The organism is Devosia sp. MDV22-iso42, from assembly GCF_058629155.1.
In genome coordinates this window covers 1,019,612-1,041,952 of sequence record NZ_JBZVWR010000006.1, presented here as the reverse complement: position 1 = coordinate 1,041,952, position 22,341 = coordinate 1,019,612, and the positions used below count along the sequence as shown (strand labels likewise).

21 protein-coding genes and 1 pseudogene are annotated in these 22,341 nt (G+C 64.3%); 16 read left to right on the top strand and 6 right to left on the bottom strand.

Annotation, left to right across the window (positions count from 1 at the left end; translation table 11 throughout):
• Nucleotides 1-81 precede the first annotated feature (81 nt).
• Nucleotides 82-561 carry an Lrp/AsnC family transcriptional regulator gene (locus tag AC4NN3_RS06645; RefSeq protein ID WP_491926475.1) on the top strand — a complete coding sequence of 160 codons (480 nt, stop codon included), beginning with the start codon at nt 82-84 and terminating at the stop codon, nt 559-561.
• Entirely contained in the window at nt 558-953 is a 396-nt protein-coding gene (locus AC4NN3_RS06640) for a VOC family protein (RefSeq protein WP_491926285.1), read from the top strand. The genes AC4NN3_RS06645 and AC4NN3_RS06640 overlap by 4 nt, the downstream gene beginning before the upstream one ends.
• Here the strand turns inward: AC4NN3_RS06640 and AC4NN3_RS06635 are convergent.
• The 4 genes from AC4NN3_RS06635 to AC4NN3_RS06620 form a co-directional block, all read right to left on the bottom strand.
• Nucleotides 950-1,378 (bottom strand): hypothetical protein, encoded by a 429-nt coding sequence (locus AC4NN3_RS06635; RefSeq protein ID WP_491926284.1) that lies wholly within the window; start codon nt 1,376-1,378, stop codon nt 950-952. The two genes, AC4NN3_RS06640 and AC4NN3_RS06635, sit on opposite strands and share 4 nt — an antisense overlap.
• Before the next feature lie 2 nt (nt 1,379-1,380).
• Entirely contained in the window at nt 1,381-2,055 is a 675-nt protein-coding gene (locus AC4NN3_RS06630) for a dienelactone hydrolase family protein (protein WP_491926283.1), read from the bottom strand.
• Between the two features lie 40 nt (nt 2,056-2,095).
• The gene (gene moaA / locus AC4NN3_RS06625; RefSeq protein ID WP_491926282.1) at nt 2,096-3,109 is read right to left on the bottom strand and encodes a GTP 3',8-cyclase MoaA; all 1,014 of its coding nucleotides are present in this window, start codon (nt 3,107-3,109) and stop codon (nt 2,096-2,098) included.
• A 104-nt stretch (nt 3,110-3,213) separates the two neighbouring features.
• Nucleotides 3,214-3,807 (bottom strand): L,D-transpeptidase, encoded by a 594-nt coding sequence (locus tag AC4NN3_RS06620; protein ID WP_491926281.1) that lies wholly within the window; start codon nt 3,805-3,807, stop codon nt 3,214-3,216.
• 251 nt (nt 3,808-4,058) lie between these two features.
• Between AC4NN3_RS06620 and rpiA the strand changes: the two genes are divergently transcribed.
• From rpiA to AC4NN3_RS06595, 5 genes are all read left to right on the top strand, one after another.
• Entirely contained in the window at nt 4,059-4,760 is a 702-nt protein-coding gene (gene rpiA / locus AC4NN3_RS06615; protein ID WP_491926280.1) for a ribose-5-phosphate isomerase RpiA, read from the top strand.
• A gap of 32 nt (nt 4,761-4,792) precedes the next feature.
• The gene (locus AC4NN3_RS06610) at nt 4,793-5,305 is read left to right on the top strand and encodes a DUF2059 domain-containing protein (protein WP_491926279.1); all 513 of its coding nucleotides are present in this window, start codon (nt 4,793-4,795) and stop codon (nt 5,303-5,305) included.
• Nucleotides 5,306-5,420: 115 nt separating this feature from the next.
• On the top strand, nt 5,421-6,800 hold the full coding sequence (gene gor / locus AC4NN3_RS06605; RefSeq protein ID WP_491926278.1) for a glutathione-disulfide reductase: 1,380 nt from the start codon (nt 5,421-5,423) through the stop codon (nt 6,798-6,800).
• 267 nt (nt 6,801-7,067) lie between these two features.
• Complete coding sequence (locus AC4NN3_RS06600) at nt 7,068-8,444, top strand: class II 3-deoxy-7-phosphoheptulonate synthase (RefSeq protein ID WP_491926277.1); 1,377 nt, start codon at nt 7,068-7,070, stop codon at nt 8,442-8,444.
• Between the two features lie 103 nt (nt 8,445-8,547).
• Nucleotides 8,548-10,449: a PAS domain-containing sensor histidine kinase gene (locus AC4NN3_RS06595; RefSeq protein WP_491926276.1), complete on the top strand. Its 1,902-nt coding sequence runs from the start codon at nt 8,548-8,550 to the stop codon at nt 10,447-10,449.
• Here AC4NN3_RS06595 and AC4NN3_RS06590 read toward each other — a convergent pair.
• Nucleotides 10,446-10,883, bottom strand: a pseudogene (locus AC4NN3_RS06590) (response regulator); the annotation flags it as partial. The gene AC4NN3_RS06595 and the pseudogene AC4NN3_RS06590 overlap by 4 nt on opposite strands.
• A 197-nt stretch (nt 10,884-11,080) precedes the next feature.
• Here AC4NN3_RS06590 and AC4NN3_RS06585 point away from each other — a divergent pair.
• From AC4NN3_RS06585 to gltX, 3 genes are all read left to right on the top strand, one after another.
• Nucleotides 11,081-12,058 (top strand): hypothetical protein, encoded by a 978-nt coding sequence (locus AC4NN3_RS06585; RefSeq protein WP_491926275.1) that lies wholly within the window; start codon nt 11,081-11,083, stop codon nt 12,056-12,058.
• Between the two features lie 126 nt (nt 12,059-12,184).
• The gene (locus tag AC4NN3_RS06580; protein WP_491926274.1) at nt 12,185-13,852 is read left to right on the top strand and encodes an NAD+ synthase; all 1,668 of its coding nucleotides are present in this window, start codon (nt 12,185-12,187) and stop codon (nt 13,850-13,852) included.
• Nucleotides 13,849-15,174, top strand: coding sequence for a glutamate--tRNA ligase (gltX, locus tag AC4NN3_RS06575; protein WP_491926273.1), 1,326 nt, complete (start codon nt 13,849-13,851; stop codon nt 15,172-15,174). Before AC4NN3_RS06580 ends, gltX begins: the two co-directional genes overlap by 4 nt.
• On the opposite strand, the gene AC4NN3_RS06570 is transcribed toward gltX, so the two are convergent.
• Nucleotides 15,119-16,285, bottom strand: a complete 1,167-nt coding sequence (locus AC4NN3_RS06570) for a DUF2865 domain-containing protein (RefSeq protein WP_491926272.1) — start codon at nt 16,283-16,285, stop codon at nt 15,119-15,121. The two genes, gltX and AC4NN3_RS06570, sit on opposite strands and share 56 nt — an antisense overlap.
• A 131-nt stretch (nt 16,286-16,416) precedes the next feature.
• On the opposite strand from AC4NN3_RS06570, the gene AC4NN3_RS06565 reads away from it, so the two are divergent.
• The 6 genes from AC4NN3_RS06565 to cimA all read left to right on the top strand — a co-directional run bounded on the left by AC4NN3_RS06565 (nt 16,417) and on the right by cimA (nt 22,267).
• A complete protein-coding gene (locus AC4NN3_RS06565) occupies nt 16,417-17,430 on the top strand; it encodes a fumarylacetoacetate hydrolase family protein (protein WP_491926271.1) in 1,014 nt (337 codons plus the stop codon).
• A gap of 79 nt (nt 17,431-17,509) precedes the next feature.
• Complete coding sequence (locus tag AC4NN3_RS06560) at nt 17,510-17,959, top strand: c-type cytochrome (protein ID WP_491926270.1); 450 nt, start codon at nt 17,510-17,512, stop codon at nt 17,957-17,959.
• Nucleotides 17,960-18,200: 241 nt separating this feature from the next.
• On the top strand, nt 18,201-19,679 hold the full coding sequence (cysS, locus tag AC4NN3_RS06555; protein WP_491926269.1) for a cysteine--tRNA ligase: 1,479 nt from the start codon (nt 18,201-18,203) through the stop codon (nt 19,677-19,679).
• Complete coding sequence (locus AC4NN3_RS06550; RefSeq protein ID WP_491926268.1) at nt 19,676-20,155, top strand: GFA family protein; 480 nt, start codon at nt 19,676-19,678, stop codon at nt 20,153-20,155. The genes cysS and AC4NN3_RS06550 overlap by 4 nt, the downstream gene beginning before the upstream one ends.
• Complete coding sequence (locus tag AC4NN3_RS06545; protein ID WP_491926267.1) at nt 20,152-20,649, top strand: GFA family protein; 498 nt, start codon at nt 20,152-20,154, stop codon at nt 20,647-20,649. The genes AC4NN3_RS06550 and AC4NN3_RS06545 overlap by 4 nt, the downstream gene beginning before the upstream one ends.
• Before the next feature lie 16 nt (nt 20,650-20,665).
• A complete protein-coding gene (gene cimA, locus AC4NN3_RS06540) occupies nt 20,666-22,267 on the top strand; it encodes a citramalate synthase (protein WP_491926266.1) in 1,602 nt (533 codons plus the stop codon).
• The last annotated feature ends 74 nt before the right edge of the window (nt 22,268-22,341 follow it).

Genomic DNA, 22,341 nt, shown 5'->3' with positions numbered 1-22,341 from the left:
CAAACGTGGCACCTATTCGACGATATTTAGAGCAAAATACACCATTCTTGGAAAACTGATTTCGCAGGGGGCGATATGGCTTTGGACAAGATCGACCGGAAAATCCTCACGCTGCTGCAAAAGGATGCGACCATGCCGGTCGCCGAGATCGGCCGCAAGGTCGGCCTGTCTACCACGCCATGCTGGCGTCGAATTCAGAAGATGGAAGAAGACGGCGTGATCCAGCGCCGCGTCGCCGTGCTCGACCCGGTCAAGGTCAATGTCGGGGTCACCGTCTTCGTTTCCGTCAAGACCAACGAACACAATGACGTCTGGATGCGCAAGTTTGCCGGCGTCATCGAGGAATTCCCCGAAGTCGTGGAATTCTACCGCATGAGCGGCGATGTCGACTACCTGATGCGCGTCGTCGTGCCCGATATCGGCGCCTATGACAGCTTCTACAAGCGCCTGATCGGCAAGATCAATCTGACCGATGTCAGCTCAGCCTTTGCCATGGGCCAGATCAAGTATACCACGGCGCTGCCGCTCGACTTCGCTCTCGTGGTGGACGACGACAAGTGAGCGGGCTGGTCGGCTTTGAACATATCGGCATGACCTCAGGCGATCTCGATCGCACCATCGCCTTCTATTGCGACCTGCTGGGCCTGCGCCTGGCCCTGCGCAAGCCCGGCCTGGCCTTTCTCGATGCCGGCGGCGGCATGCTGGAAGTGTTCGGCCCGCCCGAAGGCGCCACCACCGCCCGCGACGTGCCGCCAGGCGAGGCCGGGATGCGCCACCTGACCTTGGCCTTTGCCGATGTCGACGCCATCTTCGCCCAGCTCGAGGCGGCCGGCGTGCCCATCGTCGAGCGGCCCCGCAATGCCCACAATACCGAAATGATCAAACGCGTCGCCTTCGTCCGCGATCCTGACGGCATCATCGTCGAACTGATCGAACGCGCGCCGGGGCGTTAGGCCAGGTCGTCCAGCGCCGCCAGGGCGTCACCCAGCGTTGCCATCATGTCGTGCTTTTCCCTGCCGCTGCCCACCAGCAGCAGCCGCTGCACGCTGTGGTGGTTGTAGAGACTGACCATGAAGTCCTCGACGCTGAGCCCGCCATAGTCCGCAATCGGCACCGTCACCGCTTCGAGCACCAGCTGTGGCCCGCCCACCCGCTGGGAGCAGAGGTCCAACACTAGCTTGAGCGCGGGCGACGCTGCCGCCAGCGCGGCACGAAACTCCAGTACATCATCACCCAGCCCACCGGCCGCGAAGCGTCGATCGACCTGGGCGTCGATCAGCAGCGCGGCCAGCAGTGCCTTGCGGCGCGACAGCGGCGCACTTTGCGCCGCCACTACCGCATCGGCCAGATAGGCGCGATGAAAGGCCAGGTCGGTCAAGATCAGCCAAGGTGCTTGCGGAAGAAGTCCAGCGTCCGCGCCGAGGCCTTGGTGCAGGCTTCAAGGTTGAAATTGGCCGGCCGGTCGCTGTTGCAGAAGCCGTGCCCGGCCGCATAGACGTGGATCGGCACCTCCGGGTGCCGCGCCTTGAGCGCCTCGATCTGCTCGAGCGGGATGCCGCTATCCTGGTCGCCGTAATGCATTTCTAGCGGGATCGTGGGGTCGAGCTCGATATAATTGGGGATCCCGCCGCCATAATAGCCCGAGGCCGCGCTCAGCCCCAGCCCGGCATGGGCCGCCCGCCAGGTCGTCGTGCCGCCAAAGCAATAGCCGGTAATGCCGACCTTGCCGGCTTCCGCCGCCGCCTTGACCGCAGCTTCCACGTCCAGCAGCGCGGCGGCCGGGTCGAACTTCTTCATCAACTCGCCGATGACAACAAACTGCTCGGGGCCGTAATTGTCGCTCTCATAGCCAAATTCGATGCGGTCGAACATGGCCGGCGCCACCGCCAGAAAGCCATGCTCGGCAAAGCGGTCGACCACGCTGCGCACCCAGTGATTGAGCCCCCAGACCTCCTGGATCACCACCACGCCGCCGCGCGGCTTGCCTTCGGGCACGGCGCGATAGGCGTTCAGCGTAAATCCGTCGCTGGCGGTGAGTGTCGTGCGATCGCCCATGCTGGTCTCCAGTCGTCTTTATATAGGTTGGTGTCGGCCACTAGCCGCCCGTGACACTCATGTGTCGGTCGACCGCCGGGGCGGTCCGGCTGCGGTCGAGCACGAAGTCGTGCCCCTTGGGCTTGAGCAGCATGGCCTGGTCCAGCGCCGCGTCGAGGGCAGCCGCCCCGCCATCGCGCAGCGCATCGCGCAGGTTGACCTGATCGTCCTGCCCCAGGCACATGAACAGCTGGCCGGTCGCCGTCAGGCGCACGCGGTTGCAGCTCTCGCAGAAATTGTGGCTCATCGGCGTGATAAAGCCCAGCACGCCGCCGGTCTCGGCCACATGCACATAGCGCGCCGGTCCGCCGGTCTTCTTGTCGAGCTTTTGCAGCGTATAGCGGCGCGCCAACTGGTCATGCAGTTCGCGCAGGGGCAGATAGCTGTCGACCCGGTCGATCCCGACTTCGCCCAGCGGCATGCCCTCGATCAGCGTCAGGCCCATGTCGCGGCCATGTGCCCAGGCCATCATCGGCTCGATTTCGTCGTCATTGACCCCGGCCATCGCCACCATATTGATCTTGATGGCCAGGCCCTCTGCCTGCGCCGCCGCGATCCCGGCCAGCACATCGCCCAGCCGTCCGCGCCGGGTAATGGCGGTAAAGCGTGCCTCGTCCAGCGTATCGAGCGACACGTTGATCCGCTTGACCCCCGCTTTGGCCAGCCCCGCCGCATGCTTAGCCAGCTGGCTGCCATTGGTGGTCAGCGTCAGTTCGTCCAGGCCCTGGCCGATGCGGCTGCCCAGCGTGCGCACCAGGTCCATGATGTCGCGCCGCACCAGCGGTTCGCCGCCAGTCAGCCGGATGCGGGTCGCGCCGCGATCGATGAAGGCGCCGGCAATGGTCTCGATTTCCTCAAAGCTGAGCACCTCCCGCTTGGGCAGGAAGGTCATGTCCTCGGCCATGCAGTAGACGCAGCGGAAGTCGCAGCGATCCGTCACCGAAATGCGCAGATAGGAAATGTGCCGCCCATAGCGGTCGATAAGCGGACGGGCGGGGGGCAGGGAGCTGGTCATGCCAGCAGACTAGTCGCCCGGGCGCGATTTTCAAAGCCACGCCGCAACAAAAAGGGCCGCCTCGCGGCGACCCTTTGCTATTGAATGGCTGTTGGCAGCGACGATCAGTGATTGACCACGATCTGTGCACCAACGGCGACGCGCTCATACAGATCGGCCACGTCTTCATTGGTGAGGCGGATGCAGCCCGACGAAACGGCCAGGCCGATCGAGCGGGGCTCGGACGTGCCGTGCACGCGGTAGAGGGTCGAGCCGATATAGAGCGCGCGTGCGCCCAGCGGATTGTCCGGCCCACCCGGCATATAGGCGGGCAGGTCGGGAACCCGCTTGCGCATCTGCGGCGGTGGGGTCCAGCCTGGCCATTCGGCCTTGCGGGTAATGCGGTGCGTACCCGACCAGGTGAAGCCGTCGCGGCCGACGCCGACGCCGTACTTCATCGCCTTGCCGTCTTCCATGACCAGGTAGAGGCGGCGTTCGCCGGTCTCGATGACGATGGTACCGGGCTTGTAGTTTGAGCTGTAGTCCACGATTTCCTTGCGGATCACGCTGCCGCTGCGGGCTGGCTTCTGCAGCGTCGACGCTTCTACCCAGGTGGCCGTGTCCGGATCATAGGCGATCGCGGCCATGCTGGGCGCCACGGTGGCGGCCGATAGAACGAGCGACAGCACGATCACCATCGCAGACTTGAACTTGATCATCTTATAGACTTGGCCTCTGCAAGTAACAACGAACCGTCGATTCGCGCGTCAACAATCGTCGTTGCTTACGCGCTTTGAACTTCAGCGAAAAGAGGTTTGCACCGCAATTCCGCCGCACTTGCCCCAGCATGGCAAAATTGTGTTGCCAGGTGGTTACAGTTTTCATTCACCAACTCGTGATCGTGTTGGCCAACGCCCATTGACTCCCGCGATACGCCCTGCAATGGCAGCCTCTCGGCAGGAGAGGCGTGATGAATATCGAGCAACTCAAGCGGCAGGCGGCCGCCATGGCGCTGACCCAGGTTCGTCCCGGCATGCGCCTGGGCCTGGGCACCGGCTCGACGGCGCGGCACTTCGTCGAGCTGCTGGGCGAGCAGGTCGCGGCCGGCTTCGATTGCATCTGCGTTCCCACCTCCGAGGCGACCGCGCAGCAGGCCGCTGCGCTCAGTATTCCCCTCTCCGATCTCGACACGCTCGACCGGCTCGACATCACCATTGATGGCGCCGACGAGATCGACACCCACCTCAATCTCATCAAAGGTGGCGGTGGCGCGCTACTGCGCGAGAAGATCGTCGCCGCGGCCTCCGACGCCATGATCGTCATTGCCGACCACACCAAGCTGGTCGAGATGTTGGGGCGTTTCCCGCTGCCCATCGAGGTCAATCGCTTTGGCCTGGGCGCCACGCGCCGCGCCGTGGCGGCGGTCTGCGCCGCCCATGGCTGCACCGGCGACCTGCGCCTGCGCCAGGCCGCCTCGGGCGACAGCTTCGTCACCGATGGCGGTCATCTCATTCTCGATGCATTTTTTGGCCGCATTTCGCAGCCAGAAGCGCTATCGACCGACTTGCTTGATATTGCCGGTGTCGTGCAGCACGGGCTGTTCCTGAAAATGTGCAAGACGGCTTATGTGGCGGCTCCCGATGGCGTAAGAACGCTCACGAGCGGCAATTGACAATGGTAATCGACAAGATGGGTGGTTTGACAATGACCGGTGTAATGATGCGCCTCAAGGCGCTGGTGGCAGTAACGGCGAGCGTTGCCCTGATGACGCTGTCTGGCGCCGCCACTGCCCAGGAACTGCCGCCCGAGCAGCTGGCTCTGGCCCGTCAATATATCGATCTGACCGACCGGGCCTCGATCTTCGAGATCACCATGGTCGAGATCGGCATCGGCACCATGCGCCAGATCGTCCAGCAGAACCCCGAACTGACCGAAGAGGCCGATGCGACGGTTGGCGCGGTGCTCGAGGAATTCCGCGGCCGCAAGGGTGAACTGCTCGACCAGTTTGCCCGCGTCTATGCCGCCCGCTTCACCATCGAGGAACTGCAGCAGATCGTCACCTTCTACAGCTCCCCAACCGGGCAGAAGCTGGCCCAGGCCAATACCGAGGTGAATTCCGAGCTGCAGACCGTCATGCAGGTTTTCACCAATAATGTGCGCCCTGAATTTTTCGCCAAGGTGCGGGCCAATCTGCGCGCCAAGGGCATCGAGCTCTAGCCATTCCTGGCGCCCCGCATCACCGACCCCGCCTTGTGCGGGGTCTTTTTTTGTGCGATGCGCGACCTATATTCATCGTTGGTTGCCGATGTAACTTCGGCCCCTGGAGCCTCCCATGAGCAATTCTTACGATCTGGTCGTCATCGGCGCAGGCTCGGGCGGCGTGCGGGCGGCGCGCATGGCCGCCACCTATGGCGCAAAAGTCGCCATTGTCGAGGAATTCCGTGTCGGCGGCACCTGCGTCATCCGCGGCTGCGTCCCCAAGAAGCTTTACGTCTATGCCAGTCGCTTCCACGATCTGTTTGACGTCGCCGCCAGCTTTGGCTGGCAGGTCGATGCCAGTTTCGACTGGCCCACTCTGGTGGCCAACAAGGAAAAGGAAATCACCCGGCTCGAGACGGCCTATGTAGCCAATCTGGAAAAGCCCGGCGTCGAGATCATCCGTGATCGTGCCGTGGTCGCCGGCCCCAACAGTGTCCGCCTGCTCGGCCAGGGTCGCGACCTGAGCGCAAAATACATCCTCGTCGCCACCGGCGGTCGTCCCTTCATTCCGGCCATTCCCGGCGCCGAGCTGGGCATCACCTCCAACGAGGCCTTCGACCTGCCCACATTGCCCCATTCCATCCTCATCGAGGGCGGCGGCTATATCGCGGTGGAGTTTGCCACCATCTTTGCCGGGCTGGGCGTACACACCACCATCGTCTATCGCGGCGATTGCCTGCTGCGCGGCTTTGACGACGACATGCGCAAGGGCCTCGAAGCCGGTCTCATCGATCGCGGCATCAAGCTGATCTATCAAAAGACCATTACGGCCCTCGCTCGCGATGGCAGCGATATCGCCGCCACCTTCAGCGATGGCGTCACCGCGCCCTATGGCGCCGTGATGTTTGCCACCGGCCGCTCGGCCAATGTCGAGGGGCTTGGTCTGGAGGCGGCCGGGGTACGGCTGCAGGCCAATGGCACGGTGGCCGTCGACGCCTTTTCCCAGACCTCGGTGCCCTCGATCTACGCCGTGGGCGACGTCACCGGCCGCGCCGCTTTGACCCCGGTGGCCATTCGCGAAGGCTGGTATTTCGCCGAGACCGTGTTCAACAACAATCCTCTGGCGGTCGATCATTCGGAAATCCCCACCGCCGTCTTCGCCGAGCCCGAAATCGGCGTCATCGGCCTGACCGAGCCCGAGGCCGCCATGCTGGAGGACATCGACGTCTATGTCTCCCGCTTCCGCCCGATGATGAACACGCTGTCCAGCCGCACCGGCCGCATGGTGCTCAAGCTCATCACCCGCAAGGACGGTGGCAAGGTCCTGGGCGTCCATATCCTCGGGCCCGGCGCCGCCGAAATGATCCAGCTCGTCGCCATCGCCACGGGCATGGGCGCCACCAAGGCCGACTTCGACCGCACCATCGCCTTGCATCCTTCCGCTGCCGAGGAACTGGTGACCTTCAAGGCCCCGAGCTACACCTATCGCGACGGCAAGAAGATCGGCGGCTAGCGCACCACTCTTTCCTCCCCCGCCTGCGGGGGAGGGGACCGCCGAAAGGCGGTGGAGGGGGGAGCCGCTTGCACCATGGTGCTGATGACCGCCTAACCACCATTCTCCCGAGCGCGTTGCTCCCCTCTCCACCACGCTGCGCGTGGTCCCCTCTCCCGTGAACGGGAGAGGAAGCGGCGGCCCGGCACACCCGATTATCCTTGTCCCCCGCCGCCAGCCTTGGTATTCCGCCCGCAGCACTCCTAAACCGTGGCAGCGAGACCCGATATGACCACCTGGACCCCCGATAGCTGGCGCTCAAAGCCGATTTCCCAGGTCCCGGCCTATCCCGATCAGGCGGCCGTGGTCGAGGCCGAGCGTCAGCTCGCCACCTTCCCGCCGCTGGTCTTTGCCGGCGAGGCCCGTGATCTCAAGGCCCGTCTCGCGGCGGTGTCGCGCGGCGAGGCCTTCCTGCTGCAGGGCGGCGATTGCGCCGAGAGCTTTGCCGAACACGGCGCCGACCACATCCGCGACTTCTTCCGCGTCTTCCTGCAGATGGCCGTCGTGCTGACCCATGGCGCATCCAAGCCCGTGGTCAAGGTCGGCCGCGTTGCCGGCCAGTTCGCCAAGCCGCGCTCCGCCGATACCGAAGTTATCGACGGCGTCGAGCTGCCGAGCTACCGCGGCGACATCATCAACGCCATCGACTTCAACGCGGCCTCGCGCATCCCCGATCCCGATCGCATGCTGCAGGCCTATCGCCAGTCGGCGGCTACGCTCAACCTGCTGCGCGCCTTCTCCATGGGCGGCTATGCCGAACTGACCCGCATCCACGAATGGACCGTGGGCTTCATGAAGGGCTCCAACTGGTATCCGCGCTATGAGGAAGTGGCGCGCAAGATCGACGACGCCATCACCTTCATGGGCGCGCTGGGCCTGACCCCGGACAATACCCCCGCCCTCAAGCAAACCAGTTTCTATACCAGCCACGAGGCCCTGCTGCTCGGCTATGAGCAGGCGCTGACCCGTCGCGATTCCATTTCCAATGACTGGTACGCCACCTCCGGCCACATGCTGTGGATCGGCGATCGAACCCGCCAGCCCGACGCCGCCCATGTCGAATATTTTGCCGGCATCAAGAACCCCATCGGCATCAAATGCGGCCCCTCGCTGTCGAGCGACGATCTGCTGCGGCTCCTTGACCGGTTGAACCCCACTGACGAGGCCGGCCGCATCACGCTGATTTCGCGCTATGGCGCCGACAAGATCAGTGACCACCTGCCGCGGCATATCGAGACGGTGAAAAAGGCAGGGCGCACTGTCGTCTGGTGTTCCGATCCCATGCACGGCAATACCATCAAGGCCTCCACCGGCTACAAGACCCGGCCTTTCGACAAGGTCCTGTCGGAGGTCAAGAGCTTCTTCGAGGTGCATCGCGACCTGGGCACCTATGCCGGCGGCGTGCATATCGAGATGACCGGCGACGACGTCACCGAATGCGTCGGTGGCGTTTCCGCGGTGACCGAGGCCTCGCTGTCGGACCGCTACCACACCTATTGCGACCCGCGTCTCAACGCCAGCCAGGCGCTGGAACTGGCCTTCCTCGTCGCCGAAGAAGTCCATGCCCAGAAGCCGCTGCCGCAGAGCGCTGTCGCCGGCAAATAAACCCCGTCGTGGCTGAACGGATCGGCCCGCGCGGCGTTTGAGCAGGAACATGCGGGCCCGGGATTGCTGGTGACCTGCTGTCGTTGAGGCCGAGAGAGCGTGCATGCCCAGATCCCTGTTTCCCGCTTCGACCCCCGAGACTCGGGCGCGCCTCCACCAAGACCCGACCCTCAAGCTGCTCAATGACTATGACTGGGCCGCCAATCCGCTCGGCCCGATCAACACCTGGCCCGAAAGCCTCAAGGGCGCCGTCCGGGTCATGATGGCCGCCTCCACGCCCATGGCCATGCTCATCGGCTGGCAGGGCATCCTGGTCTACAACAACGGCTATGCGCAGTTTTCCGGCAACCGCCACCCGGCGATTTTTGGCATGCCCGCTGTCGAGGCCTGGCCGGAGGCGGCCGAGTTCAATGCCGACAAGGTCGACCGCTGCATGCGCGGTGAGACCGTCACCCTCAAGGATCAGGAACTGGTGCTCGATCGCCACGGCCAGCCCGAGACCAGCTGGCTCGATCTGCATTACAGCCCCGTGCTGGATGAGGACGGCCTGCCCATAGCCGGCATTTGCGTGGTCATCGAAACCACCGACCAGGTCCTGGCCAAGCGGGCCTTGGCGCGCAGTGAGGAACGCCTGTCGCTGGCGCTGAGCGGTTCGGGCCTCGTCGGCACCTGGGATTGGGATGTGCCTGGCGACACCGTCACCGCCGATGACCGCTTTGCCGATCTGTTCAATCTTGATCCGCTCAAGGCCGGCCTCGGCGTGCCGATCAAGGACTTCCTGGCGGCCATCTATCCCGATGACGCCGTGCGCGTCGGCGAGGAGATTGCCGCCTCCATTCGCGAGCGGGCCACCTTCCGCTCGGAATATCGCGTCATGAGCCGCGAAGGCATTGTCCGTTGGGTAGCCGCTTCCGGACGGCCGCGTTTCAACGGCGATGGCGCCATCCAGCGCTTCCCCGGCGTGCTTGTCGATATCACCGACCAGCGCCGCATTACCGAGGCTCTGGCCGAAAGCGAACTGCGCTTCCGCACCCTGGCCGATGCCATGCCGCAAATGGTCTGGTCGACCTTGCCCGATGGCAACCACGACTATTACAATGCCCGCTGGTACGAGTTCACCGGCGTGCCGGTCGGCTCCACCGACGGCGAGAGCTGGAACGGCATGTTCCACCCCGATGACCAGGAGCGCGCCCGTACGGTCTGGAAGCACTCGCTTGAGACGGGGCAACCCTACGAGATCGAGTATCGCCTGCGGCACCATTCGGGCGACTATCGCTGGACGCTCGGCCTGGCCCTGCCCATGCGCGACGCCGCCGGCGCCATTGTGCGCTGGATCGGTACCTGTACCGATATTCACGCCGCCAAGCTGGCCGCTGCCGAGCGCGAACTGGTCTCCCAGGAGCTCAGCCACCGTATCAAGAACATCTTTGCCGTGCTGACCGGCATCGTCGGCCTGTCGGCCCGCAGCCGGCCCGAGCTAAAGCCCTTCGCCGACGAGCTGCGCCAGCGCATCCATGCTTTGGGTGAGGCGCACGATTTCGTCCGCCCGCACAGCAATGACTCCCTGCCGGCCACCAGCCAGACCTCGCTGCGCGCCCTGATCGAGCGGCTGATGCAGCCCTATCAGTCGGCGGAATTTGCCCGCGTGCAGTTTGCCGGCGATGATGCGGTGATTGACGATGGCGCGGCGACGCCACTGGCTTTGCTGTTTCACGAACTGGCCACCAATGCTGCCAAATATGGCGCTCTCTCGTCAGGGACGGGGACCGTCATCCTTACCGGCACCCGCCACGCGGACGGGCGCTACCATCTGGCCTGGAAGGAAGCGGGAGGCCCCATGGTTTCCGGCGGCAAGACCGGCGGCTTCGGCACGCGCGTCATCGAGCTGAGCGTGCAGGGTCAGCTGCGGGGGCAGCTGGAGCGGTTCTGGGATGAGGATGGCTTGCGCGTCGAGATCGACCTGCCGGGCGATGCGCTCACCCGGTCGGCAAAGCTGCAGGGCTAACCCTGCACCATGTCCATGCTGTCGAATTCGCCAAACAGGCGCAGCCGGCGCGGCGGGGCGGCATCGGCGGCGCGGCGGCGGGCCACGATATAGTTGACGGCGTCGCGCAGGTCCTGGTCCGTCACCGGCTTGGGCAGCACGCCGATCGTCCCGGGCACGCCGTCACCCAGCTGCGCGGGATTGGCGGTCATGAACATGACGGTGACGCCATGCGTCTGCGCCAGGATCCGGCCGATCGTGATCCCGGTGGCGCCATCGCGGAGGTTGAGGTCAACCAGGGCCACATCGGCCTGGCTAGCCAGGGCTAGAGCCGAGCGCTGCTCCGCGGCAATCCCCACCGGGATGAAGCCCATTTCCTCGATCACATGTTCGATTTCGGTGGCCACGAAGATCTCGTCCTCGACCACCAATATTCTGCACGTCATGGCATTACTCTTGGTAACTTTTGCATACTGGCTAGGGGCAACTCGTCAGCGCCCACCCGGTTGCGGCCTGGATACGCATTTCCGCAATCGTGATCCAGTCTGTGCTCATTGCCTTACCAAATTGCCAATCCGGTTTTAGCGGCGTGTTAACCCTGATCCTGCATAGCTACTGTCTGTGGCAAGTGACTGTTAGACCGGAGAAAATCATGATGCGCTCCCTCCAAGGCGCCTTTGCAGGCCTGGCCCTGCTGAGTGCGGCACCGGTCCTGGCAGCCGACTATCCGGACATTCGCCCTGCCTATCCGCATGGCTGGCAGAACCCAGACAGTGACCTGCGCTTCGAGTTCGGCACCCGCTACTGGCTGTCCTGGGGCGAGCAGGATGCCGGCTTCACCGCCGTCAGCAATGGCACCACGCTGGGCAATGTCGGCGTCTCCACCCGCGACCAGACCCATATCGGCGAGCTGCACGGCAAGATCGAGGATCTCTCGACCCAGACCTATCTGAGCGGCAAGGCCGGCATCGGCCTGTCCACCAGCGGCACCTATGCCGTCACCCCCTCGGCATCGGGCCCGATTGGCCGCAACTCCGCCATCGGCTATGCCGGCGCCGATTTCGGCTGGCTGCCCGCCGGCGACATGCGCGACGGTGCTGCCTTTGGTGGTTTCATCGGCTACCAGTATTGGAAGGACGCCCCCGATATCGGTACGGGCCAGGTTGGCGCCACCTTTAACGGCGCCGGCACGCCTACTTCCTACACCGCCGCCAAGGACGATTTCGACATCCATGCCCTGCGCCTGGGCGTCAAGGGCCAGGCTGATTTCGACATGTTCGACCTGCAGGGCGAAGTCGCTGCCATCCCCTATGCCCATGTCTCGGGCACCTTGGGCGGCAGCTCTCCGGCCGGCTTCAACTTTCCCGGTTATGGCAATTTCCAGGAGCGCGCCCCCACCACGCTGAGCGGTCGCGGCTATGGCGTCATGGCCGAGGGCCTGGTCGGCTTTCATCCCACCAAGAACCTGACCCTGCGGGTCGGCGGCCGCGCCTGGTATGTCGAGGGCCAGCTGGACGCCAAGTTCACCTCCAACAGCAACGGCGCCAACCTGGCGACCCTGGATCTGCCCAGCAACTTCGCCCGCATCTTCCGCTATGGCGCGCTGTTCGAGGCGACCGGCCGCTTCTAGCCCCAGCCATCGCGCAGCCGGCCTTGCGCGCTTGCCCTGCATGGGGCGAGCGGATAAGTCTTGCTCGCGTTCCGGCAGCTGGTTGTCGCGGCGCCCGAACCCTCTCAGCCAACGGGCAGATTCATCGTGACAGACCGCCTCCGCATTGCGCTCGCCCAGCTCAATCCCAAGGTCGGCGACCTGACGGGCAATCTGGCGCTCGCCCGCGCCGCCCTGGCCGATGCCGTGGCGGCCAAGGCCGACATCCTGATGTTCTCCGAGCTGTTTCTCACCGGCTATTTCCCCGACGACCTGCTGTTCAAGCCCCAGTTCATCCGCGACGCCATGCAGGCTGCGCGCGACCTGGCGGCCGACACCGCTGGCACCGATGTGGTGCTGGTCCTGCCCACGGTCTGGTGGGACAAGGTCGGGCTGCACAATGCGGTCATCGTCGCCGAGCAGGGCGCCATCATCGCCACCCGCTTCAAGCGCGAACTGCCCAATTCCGATGTCTTCTACGAAAAGCGCTATTTCACCGCCGGTCCTCTGGCCACGCCGGTGACGATCAAGGGCGTGCCCGTCGGCATCCCGATCTGCGAGGATATCTGGCACCCCAGCGTCTGCGAGCACCTGGCCATGCGGGGCGCTGAGATCATGCTCTGCCCCAATGGCTCGCCCTACTGGACCAACAAGCAGCATATCCGCAAGGAACTGGTGCGCGCCCGCGTCGCCGAAGACGACGTGCCCATGCTCTATCTCAACCAGGTCGGCGGCCAGGACGAGATCGTCTTTGACGGCGCCTCCTTTGCCATCGAGCCGGGCAATCGACTGGTCTTCCAGGGCAAGTCCTTTGCCACCGATTTCATCGTCTCCGACTGGGTGCGCGGCGACAATGGCTGGACCTGTGCCGATGGCGCGGTGACCGAATTGACCACCACCGACGAAGCCCCCTGGCTGGCCTGCGTGCTGGGCCTGCGCGACTATGTGCGCAAGAACGGCTTCAAGCAGGTCGTGCTTGGCCTTTCGGGCGGCATCGACAGCGCCGTCGTGGCCGCCATGGCGGTCGATGCCCTGGGCGCCGACAATGTCCACGCCATCATGCTGCCCTATCGCTATACGTCTGAGGCCAGCCTCGTCGACGCCAAGGCCTGTGCCGAAAAACTCGGCATCCGCTATGACGTCGTCTCGATCGGCAATCCGGTCGACGATGCGCTGGCCGAACTGGCCCCGATCTTTGACAACCGTCCGGCCGACCTGGCCGAGGAGAATATCCAGTCGCGCATGCGCGGCGTCATGCTGATGGCCGTCTCCAACAAGCTGGGCTCCATGCTGCTGACCACCGGCAACAAGAGCGAAATGGGCGTCGGCTACGCCACCATCTATGGCGACATGAATGGCGGCTATAACCCGCTCAAGGACATGTTCAAGATGGAGGTCTATCGCCTGGCCGCCTGGCGCAACAGCCACGTTCCCGGCGATTGCCACGGTCCGTCCGGGGAGGTCATTCCCCAGGCCATCATCGACAAGGCGCCATCAGCCGAACTGCGCCCCGATCAGAAAGATCAGGACAGCTTGCCGCCTTACCCCGTGCTCGACGCCATCCTCAAGGGCATCGTCGAGGACGAGCTGTCGCTGGCCGAAATAGTCGCCCAGGGCCATGACACCGCTCTGGTTCAGCGCATCGAACGCCTGATCAATATCGCTGAATACAAGCGCCGCCAGTCCGCGCCTGGCCCCAAGCTCACGCCAAAGGCCTTCGGCATGGGGCGCAAATATCCCATCACCAATGGCTACAAGGATCACACCATCGGATGACCATTGTACGCTGGGCGCCGTCCCCCACCGGCCGCATTCACCTCGGCAATGCACGACCGGCTTTGCTCAACTGGTTCTTTGCCAAGCGCAGCGGCGGCAAATATATCCTGCGCATGGATGACACCGATCTGGCGCGCTCGACCCGCGATTTTGCCGACGGCATCGAGGTCGATCTGGCCTGGCTGGGCGTCACCCCCGACCTGCTGGTGCGTCAGTCCGAACGCACCGACCTCTATGACGCCGCCCGCGACCAGCTGATCGCCGACGGCCGCCTTTACCCCTGCTACGAAACTGCCGACGAGCTCGATCGCCGCCGCGCCCGTGCCCGCGCTCTGGGCAAGCCGCCCCTCTATGACCGCGCCGCGCTCAAGCTGACCGAGGAAGATCGCGCGAGGCTCGAGGCCGAGGGCCGCAAGCCGCACTGGCGCTTCAAGCTCGATGGCAGGCCTGTGCAGTTCGAGGACCTGATCAAGGGAAACCAGACGGTCAACACGGCGTCGATGTCCGATCCCGTGCTGATCCGCGAGGATGGCAGCTACCTCTATACGCTGCCCTCGGTGGTCGACGATATCGACCTGGCCATCAGCCACGTCATCCGCGGCGAGGACCACGTCTCCAATACCGGCACGCAGATCGAGATCATCGAAGCCCTGGGCGGCACCGTCCCGACCTTTGCCCATCACAACCTGCTGACCGACGCGCAGGGGCAGGGCTTTTCCAAGCGCCTGGGCAGCCAGTCGATCGCCGATTTCCGCGACGAAGGTTACGAGCCGCTGGCCATTGCCATCATGGCATCGATCACCGGCACCAGCCTGCCCATCGAGGCCTATGCCTCGCTCGACGAGATCGCCGAGCGGCTCGACTTTTCCATGATCTCGCATGGCCCGGCGCGTTTTGATCCGGTCGAGCTCGACAATCTCAATGCCCGCCTGCTGCACACCATGAGCTATGCCCAGGCGCTGCCGCGGCTGACTAGCCTGGGCCTTGAAGGCGAGGCCATCTGGCTGTCGCTGCGCGACAATCTCACCAAATTCACCGACATGACCGATCTGGCCCGTCTGGTGACCGGCCCGGTCGAGCCGGTCATTGCCGACGAGGATCGCGATTTTCTCAAGCTCGCCAAGGCGCTGCTGCCGCCCGAGCCCTGGACCGTGGAGACCTGGGGCGACTGGACCGGCGCGCTCAAATCGGCCACCGGCCGCAAGGGCAAGGCCCTGTTCCTGCCGCTGCGCCTGGCCCTGACCGGGCGCCATGACGGCCCCGAGCTTAAGTCCCTGCTTCCGCTGGTTGGGCGTACGGCGTGTCTGGCCCGACTACCCTGACCACCTTGTCGCCGAACTTCACCAGCCGCAGCTGGCTTTCGACCGCCGTTTGATCGGCGGGCCGTGTCACTGGCGTTTCGCCCGGGCCGGCGGGGCGCGGACGGGGCAGGGGGATGTCGAGCAGTGTGGCCGTCTGCAGTGGTGCTACGGCGACGGAGGCGGGCACCGGCACGGCGCCACGCGGATCGCGCAGCGGCATGGGAAAGCTCACCCCAGCCACCTCGATCATGGCGCGGGTGCTGCCATCTTCACGTTCGGCCATGCTGATCGAGCCGTCTGACTGCGGCGTCACCTTGCAGCTGGCGCTCGGGCTGGTGTCGAGCGTGGTGCGGTAGGCAAAGGCCGTCGGCAGCGCCGTATAGGGCGCGCCATACTGGTTGCGCATCTGCTCGGGCTCCTGGCCCGGATTGTCGTAGAAATAGAGCTCCACCGGCGTGGTCGGGCAGCTCTGCTGGCAGGTCGCCGCATCATTGGCCACATAGTCGGTCAGCGTGGCATAGCTGATGGGCCAGAAATAGCCGTCGCTCAGGCGCACGCAGACCGTGCGCACCGTCTGATAGCCCTGATAGCCCCAGTAGTCGCCGCCATCGATCATCTGGCCGTTGGAAAAGTCGCCTTCCGAGGTCGTGCCGAAAATGCGGTCGAACAGGTTCTGCCGCTCATTGCTGAAGCCGGCGCTCGAGCCATTGTCGTCGCCGCAGCCAAAGCGGGCCATTTCCTGCAGGATCGCCTCGCGCTGGCCGGCCACTGCATTGGCGGTTTCCACCTGCTGGGAAATGCCGGCGGCGACCTCGCGCAGGCGCAGCACCTCCCGGCCGATCTGCCGGCACTGGTCGGTCAGGGGCACGCCCGCCTTGGCCGCGTCATTGCAACCATCTCGCACATAGCGGCTTTCCATGCTCTGCACGTCGCGCTGCGCCTGCCGCGCTGCCTGCGAATTGCCGCCCATCTGGCGGAAGTCGCCATTGCGGTCGAACTGCTGCAGGGCGCCTTCCAGCCGTGAACATTGCGCCGACTGCGCATAGGCGATCTGGACGTCGAGCATGGTGCACACGACGGCCAAGGCCAGAAGGACGAGGGCGCGGACGCCGCTGCTGCTGAAAAATATCATCGAAATCCACTGGCGCCCGGCGCGCCGCAACTGGGCCTTAAGACAACGCTAGGACCCATAGCAACATTATAGTGACAGCCCCCGCGTCGTGGTAGCGCTGCGCGGACACACCAGCGAGGGAATGCGTCTCCATGAAGCTTGCAACGCTGAAAAACGGTCGCCCGGATGGTCAACTTGTCGTGGTCTCCGCCGATATGACCCGTTTCGTCTCGGCCGGCCGCATTGCCCCCAGCCTGCAGGCGGCGCTTGACGACTGGGCCGCGCTGGCGCCGCGGCTGTCGGCGCTGGCCGACGAGCTCGAGGCCTTTGCCATTGCCGGCCAAGTCTTTGATCCGTCTATGGCTTTGGCGCCTCTGCCGCGTGCCTACCAGTGGATCGACGGCTCCGGCTATCTCAGCCATCTCGAGCGCGTCCGCAGTCTCAAGGGCAGCAAGGACGAGCAGTTGCAGTCGACCCGGCCGCTGCTTTACCAGGGCGGCTCTGATTCGCTTTCCGCCCCCGTTTCCCCAATTCTGGCCACCGATCCGGACCTGGCCATCGATTTCGAGGCCGAGGTGGCCGTCATCATCGGCGCCGTGCCCATGTCCGCCAACCGCGAACAGGCCGCTGCGGCGATTCGCCTGGTTACCGTCTGCAACGACGTCTCGCTGCGTCGCCTGGTGCTCGATGACCTGCAGAACGGCTTCGGCTTCTTCCATGCCAAGCCGGCCACCGCCTTTGCCCCTGTGGTCTGCACCCCCGACAGCCTGGGCGGGGCCTGGCGCGACAACCGCCTGCACCTGCCGATCCGCGTTGAGGTCAATGGCACCCTGTTCGGCCAGCCCAATGCCGGCACCGACATGCATTTCGATTTCGCCGACCTGATCGTCGAGGCCGCCCGCACCCGCAGCCTGGGCGCCGGCACCATCATCGGCGGCGGCACCGTCTCCAACCGCCACGATGAAAGCCTGCCCATCAAGCGCGACGGCATCGGCTTTGCCTGCATTGCCGAGGCCCGCACCGTCGAAAAGCTCAAATTCGGCCGCGCCCGCACATCCTTCCTCAAGCCCGATGACGTCGTGCGCATCGGCGCTATGCGCGATGCCCAGTCGGTCTTTGGCGACATCGTCCAGACCGTGGTCATCGCCGGCCCGGCCGGCCGATAACATTACCGTGTGAGCATTGGGGGCGTCACAAGCCCATGTAATTCTTGCACCAATTGCAAGGGCGCAATGGGGGCCGTTTATGTCGTTCAAGAAGATCACTGCGCTAACGCTGGCCGGGTTCATGACCCTGGGCGCTGTTGCCAGTTTCGCGCAGGACGCGTTCGTCGCGCCCACCACGCCGGAAGAAGCGCTGTCCATGCGCAAGGCGCTGATGCGCGAAGACGGCGGCATTCTGCGCTCGGCCGGCAACCTGAGCGGTGCAGAGGCCGTCGCCGCCATGCAGACCCTCAGCGAGAACTACAGCCACATCCCGGCGCTGTTTCCAGAGGGCTCGATCGTCGGTGACAGCGAAGCGCTGCCCTCGATCTGGGAGAACTGGGAAGAATTCGTCGCCATCGCCAAGACCGGCCAGGACGCTGCAGAAGCGGGCAGGGCGGCAGCCGAAGCCGGCGACGCTGCGGCCTATGCCGCCGCGCTCCAGGCGGTGGGCGCCACCTGCGGCGCCTGCCACCAGCAGTTCCGCAGCTGAACCAATCCAGACTTCGCCTCCAAAGCGATTTGGCGACCCTTCGGGGTCGCCTTTTTTCTTTCTGCTTGATTTTCCTTTCCGCGGCAGCCAATCATGGCGCCATGAAGAGCCAGATCATTCTGATTAACCGCTGCAACATTACCTGCTAACCACTCGTTGGCGGCGCGGTCTTCTTCATCCTGATATCCTGATCCCTGAAGAGCCGTCTGCCAGCGCCTTTTTGCATGGCCAGGACGCTCCTATGACCAACCCGCAGCTCAAGCTCTACAATACGCTCACCCGCGCCAAGCAGGACTTCGTCCCCATCGATCCGGCCAATGTGCGCGTCTATGTCTGCGGCCCTACGGTCTATGACTTCGCCCATATCGGCAATGCGCGCCCGGTCATCGTCTTTGACGTGCTGTTCCGCCTGCTGCGCCACCTCTATGGCGCCGACCACGTCACCTATGTACGCAACATCACCGACGTCGATGACAAGATCAACGCCCGCGCTTTGCGCGATTTCCCCGATCTGCCGCTCAACGAGGCCATCCGCAAGGTCACCGAAAAGACCGAGACCCAGTTCGTCGCCGATGCCCGCGCGCTGGGCTGCCTCGACCCCACCGTCCAGCCTCGCGCCACCGACAATATCGCCCAGATGCAGGACCTGATCGCCAGCCTGATCGCGCGCGGCCATGCCTATGTGGCGGACGGCGAAGTGCTGTTCGACGTCAAGTCCATGCCCGATTACGGCGCCCTGTCGGGTCGCAATCTCGATGATAACCTGGCCGGCGCCCGCATTGCCGTCGAGGCGCACAAGCGCAACCCGGCCGATTTCGTGCTGTGGAAGCAGTCTGCCGATAACGAACCCGGCTGGGACAGCCCCTGGGGCCGCGGCCGCCCGGGCTGGCATATCGAATGCTCGGCCATGAGCGAGCGCTATCTCTGGGACGAAATCCAGGACCGGCTTTCCCCCGCGGCGCACCAGTACCCGCATGCCTTCGACATCCATGGCGGCGGGCTCGACCTGATCTTCCCGCACCACGAAAACGAGATCGCCCAGTCCCGCTGCGCCCACGGCACCCACGCCATGGCCAATATCTGGATGCATAACGGGTTCCTGCAGGTCGAAGGCCAGAAAATGTCCAAGAGCCTGGGCAATTTCATCACCATCAACGACCTGCTCGAAACCGAAAAATTCGGCGGCCGGAAGTGGGATGGTGAAGTCCTGCGCCTGGCCATGCTGATGACCCATTACCGCGAACCGATCGATTTTTCGGTAAGTCGGCTGGAAGAGGCTCTAAAGCACGTTACGAACTGGACCAGAGTCCTATCTGATCTGCCCCCCAATTTACTATCATCAGCAGCAGGTTCATCTTTGCCGGAAGGATTGTTGTCGGCACTTGCTGATGATTTGGACGTCGGTCGCGCGCTACACGATAGTCTGTTTGGAAACCTGAGATGGGTCGTCGGGTCAGGTGCCGGCAAAGAGAAAGAACTTTTAGCCGCATTGAAGCTACTTGGCTTTCAAAGCCTTATCGATCAGGCGCTTGAGAGGCAAAATGCCAGCGAGCCGCCCCATATCGCCACCGCCATCGCCGACCGCCTCGCCGCCCTCAACGCCAGGGACTTCACCAAGGCCGATGCGATCCGCAACGACCTCGCCACCCAGGGCATCACCCTGATGGACTACAAGGACGAATCCGGCGCCCGCCAGACCAAGTGGGAGATCAAGCGATGACCGACAAAATCGACGCCCATACCGGCGGCTGCCAGTGCGGCGCGGTGCGCTTCCGGGTGACCCGGCTCGGGCGCCCCTCGATCTGCCATTGCCGCATGTGCCAGAAGGCCTTTGGCGGATTTTTCGGGCCCCTGGCCACCGCCCATAACGCCACCTGGACCCGTGGCGCGCCCAAATGGTTCCAGTCCTCCAATGCCGCCCGCCGCGCCTTTTGCGGCGATTGCGGCACCCCTTTGGCCTATGAAACCCGCTTCGGCCTCGAACTGGCCATCGGCGCCTTTGACGATCCCACGGTCGTCGCGCCGCAGATCCAGGTCAACCTGGCCGACAAGCTGCCCTTCTTTGATGGCCTTACCAGTCTGCCGGTCCGCGCCGAGGCCAATGACGAGTGGAGCGCCTTCCTCGCCGGCATCCATTCCCACCAGCACCCCGATCACGACACCGATGACTGGCCACCAGCGGAGACCCCCCGATGAGCGACACGACACCAAATACCCTGACCATGAGCGGCGGCTGCCAGTGCGGCGCCGTGCGCTATCACGCCGTTTTGCGGCTCGACAGCGCCCATCTCTGCCACTGCCGCATGTGCCAGAAGGCGGTGGGCAATTATTTCGAGGCCCTGGTCGGCGCCGACAATGCCACCCTGGTCTGGACCCGCGGCGGCCCCACCGGTTTCATGAGCTCGCAATTCGTCGAACGCGGCTTTTGCCCGCTTTGCGGCACGCCGCTCTACTATCGCGACATCAATGCCGGCCATACCAGCCTGACCATCGGTTCACTCGATCACCCTGACGCAGTGCCACCCCGTAGCCATGACGGCATCGAAGGCCGCATGCCCTGGTTCGCCGATATTCTCGCGCTGCCCGATCGTGGCCGCACCGAGGATGGCGACAGCGCCGCCTGGGCCGCCGCGATCAAGACCTCCAACCACCAGCATCCCGACCACGACACCGAGCAATGGCCCGCGTGAGTTTGAAGTGAGTTTCATGACCAAAGAGCGCCTCTATCTCTTCGACACCACCCTGCGTGACGGCGCGCAGACGGCCGGCATCGAGTTCTCGCTCGAGGACAAGATTTCCATCTGCCGCCTGCTCGACGATCTGGGCGTCGACTATATCGAGGGCGGCTATCCCGGCGCCAATCCGGTCGATACCGAGTTCTTTGATACGCCCCGCACCAAGCGTGCCATCTTTACCGCCTTCGGCATGACCAAGCGGGCAGGGCGTTCCGCCGCAAATGATCCGGGCGTGCAGGGCCTGCTCAATTCGGCGGCCACCGCCGTCTGCTTTGTCGCCAAGGCCTGGGACCACCAGGTCACCACGGCGCTGGAAATCCCGCTCGCGGACAATCTCGACAATCTGCGCGACAGCGTCGCCGCGGCCGTGGCGGCCAACAAGGAAGCCCTGGTCGATTGCGAGCATTTCTTTGACGGCTTCAAGGCCAATGGCGATTACGCCCTGGCCACCGTGCGCACGGCGCTCGATGCCGGCGCCCGCTGGGTCGTGCTCTGCGACACCAATGGCGGCACCATGCCCAGCGAGGTGCGCGATATCGTCACCAGGGTACTCACCGTCGCCCCCGGTGATCACCTGGGCATCCATGCCCATGACGATACCGGCCAGGCCGTGGCCAATACCCTGGCGGCGGTGGAAGCCGGCGTGCGCCAGATCCAGGGCACGCTCAACGGCATCGGCGAGCGTTGCGGCAATGCCAACCTGATCACCATCATCCCCACGCTGATGCTCAAGCCGGCCTTCGCCACCCGCTTCGAGACCGCCATCAGCCCCGAAAGCCTGGGCCGGCTCACCCAGATTTCGCGCGCTTTCGACGATCGCCTCAACCGGGCGCCGCTGCGCCAGGCGCCCTATGTCGGCGCCTCCGCCTTTGCCACCAAGGCCGGCATCCATGCCTCGGCTCTGGCCAAGGATTTTTCCAGCTATGAACATGTGCCGCCCGAAAGCGTCGGCAATGAGCGCGCCATCATGGTCAGCCAGCAGGCCGGCAAGTCCAATCTGCTGACCGCCCTGGCACGACACGGCATCGTTCTCGCCAAGGACGATGCCCGCCTCGAAACGCTGCTCGGCACCGTCAAGGAGCGCGAATCGCGCGGCTATTCCTATGACGGCGCCGACGCTTCCTTTGCCATTCTGGCCCATCGGGTGCTCGGCACGCTGCCCAATTACTTCGATGTCGACACCTATCGGGCCTCGGTGGAGCGCCGCCACAATGCCCAGGGCGACGAGATCACTGTCACCGAGGCGGTGGTCAAGATCCGCGTCGAGGGCGAACTATTGATGTCGGTGGCCGAAGGCAACGGCCCCGTCAATGCACTGGATCTGGCGCTGCGCAAGGATCTCGGCAAGTATTCGTCGCGCATCGAAGATCTTGAGCTGGTCGACTTCAAGGTCCGTATCCTGGACGGCGGCACGGGCGCGGTCACCCGTGTGCTGGTGGAAAGTCGCGATGGCAGTGGGGAACGCTGGTACACCATCGGGGTCTCGCCCAATATCATTGATGCTTCCTTTGAAGCTCTGTATGAATCGATCACCTACAAGTTGCTCAAGACTCAAAGCCCTGCGGGCACTTGAGCACAGCTTGTAAAACTGGACGGCACTGCCGTCACAACGGTCCGGGAGGACAAACTGGCCGATTCAACTCCCAA

What these genes read in the sequence shown, in the direction of transcription:
- AC4NN3_RS06630 (WP_491926283.1), bottom strand. Translation starts at nt 2,055, where the DNA reads ATGGGCGATCGCACGACACTCACCGCCAGCGACGGATTTACGCTGAAC.
- moaA (WP_491926282.1), bottom strand. Translation starts at nt 3,109, where the DNA reads ATGACCAGCTCCCTGCCCCCCGCCCGTCCGCTTATCGACCGCTATGGG.
- AC4NN3_RS06620 (WP_491926281.1), bottom strand. Translation starts at nt 3,807, where the DNA reads ATGATCAAGTTCAAGTCTGCGATGGTGATCGTGCTGTCGCTCGTTCTA.
- rpiA (WP_491926280.1), top strand. Translation starts at nt 4,059, where the DNA reads ATGAATATCGAGCAACTCAAGCGGCAGGCGGCCGCCATGGCGCTGACC.
- AC4NN3_RS06610 (WP_491926279.1), top strand. Translation starts at nt 4,793, where the DNA reads ATGACCGGTGTAATGATGCGCCTCAAGGCGCTGGTGGCAGTAACGGCG.
- gor (WP_491926278.1), top strand. Translation starts at nt 5,421, where the DNA reads ATGAGCAATTCTTACGATCTGGTCGTCATCGGCGCAGGCTCGGGCGGC.
- AC4NN3_RS06600 (WP_491926277.1), top strand. Translation starts at nt 7,068, where the DNA reads ATGACCACCTGGACCCCCGATAGCTGGCGCTCAAAGCCGATTTCCCAG.
- AC4NN3_RS06595 (WP_491926276.1), top strand. Translation starts at nt 8,548, where the DNA reads ATGCCCAGATCCCTGTTTCCCGCTTCGACCCCCGAGACTCGGGCGCGC.
- AC4NN3_RS06585 (WP_491926275.1), top strand. Translation starts at nt 11,081, where the DNA reads ATGATGCGCTCCCTCCAAGGCGCCTTTGCAGGCCTGGCCCTGCTGAGT.
- gltX (WP_491926273.1), top strand. Translation starts at nt 13,849, where the DNA reads ATGACCATTGTACGCTGGGCGCCGTCCCCCACCGGCCGCATTCACCTC.
- AC4NN3_RS06570 (WP_491926272.1), bottom strand. Translation starts at nt 16,285, where the DNA reads ATGATATTTTTCAGCAGCAGCGGCGTCCGCGCCCTCGTCCTTCTGGCC.
- AC4NN3_RS06565 (WP_491926271.1), top strand. Translation starts at nt 16,417, where the DNA reads ATGAAGCTTGCAACGCTGAAAAACGGTCGCCCGGATGGTCAACTTGTC.
- AC4NN3_RS06560 (WP_491926270.1), top strand. Translation starts at nt 17,510, where the DNA reads ATGTCGTTCAAGAAGATCACTGCGCTAACGCTGGCCGGGTTCATGACC.
- cysS (WP_491926269.1), top strand. Translation starts at nt 18,201, where the DNA reads ATGACCAACCCGCAGCTCAAGCTCTACAATACGCTCACCCGCGCCAAG.
- AC4NN3_RS06550 (WP_491926268.1), top strand. Translation starts at nt 19,676, where the DNA reads ATGACCGACAAAATCGACGCCCATACCGGCGGCTGCCAGTGCGGCGCG.
- AC4NN3_RS06545 (WP_491926267.1), top strand. Translation starts at nt 20,152, where the DNA reads ATGAGCGACACGACACCAAATACCCTGACCATGAGCGGCGGCTGCCAG.
- cimA (WP_491926266.1), top strand. Translation starts at nt 20,666, where the DNA reads ATGACCAAAGAGCGCCTCTATCTCTTCGACACCACCCTGCGTGACGGC.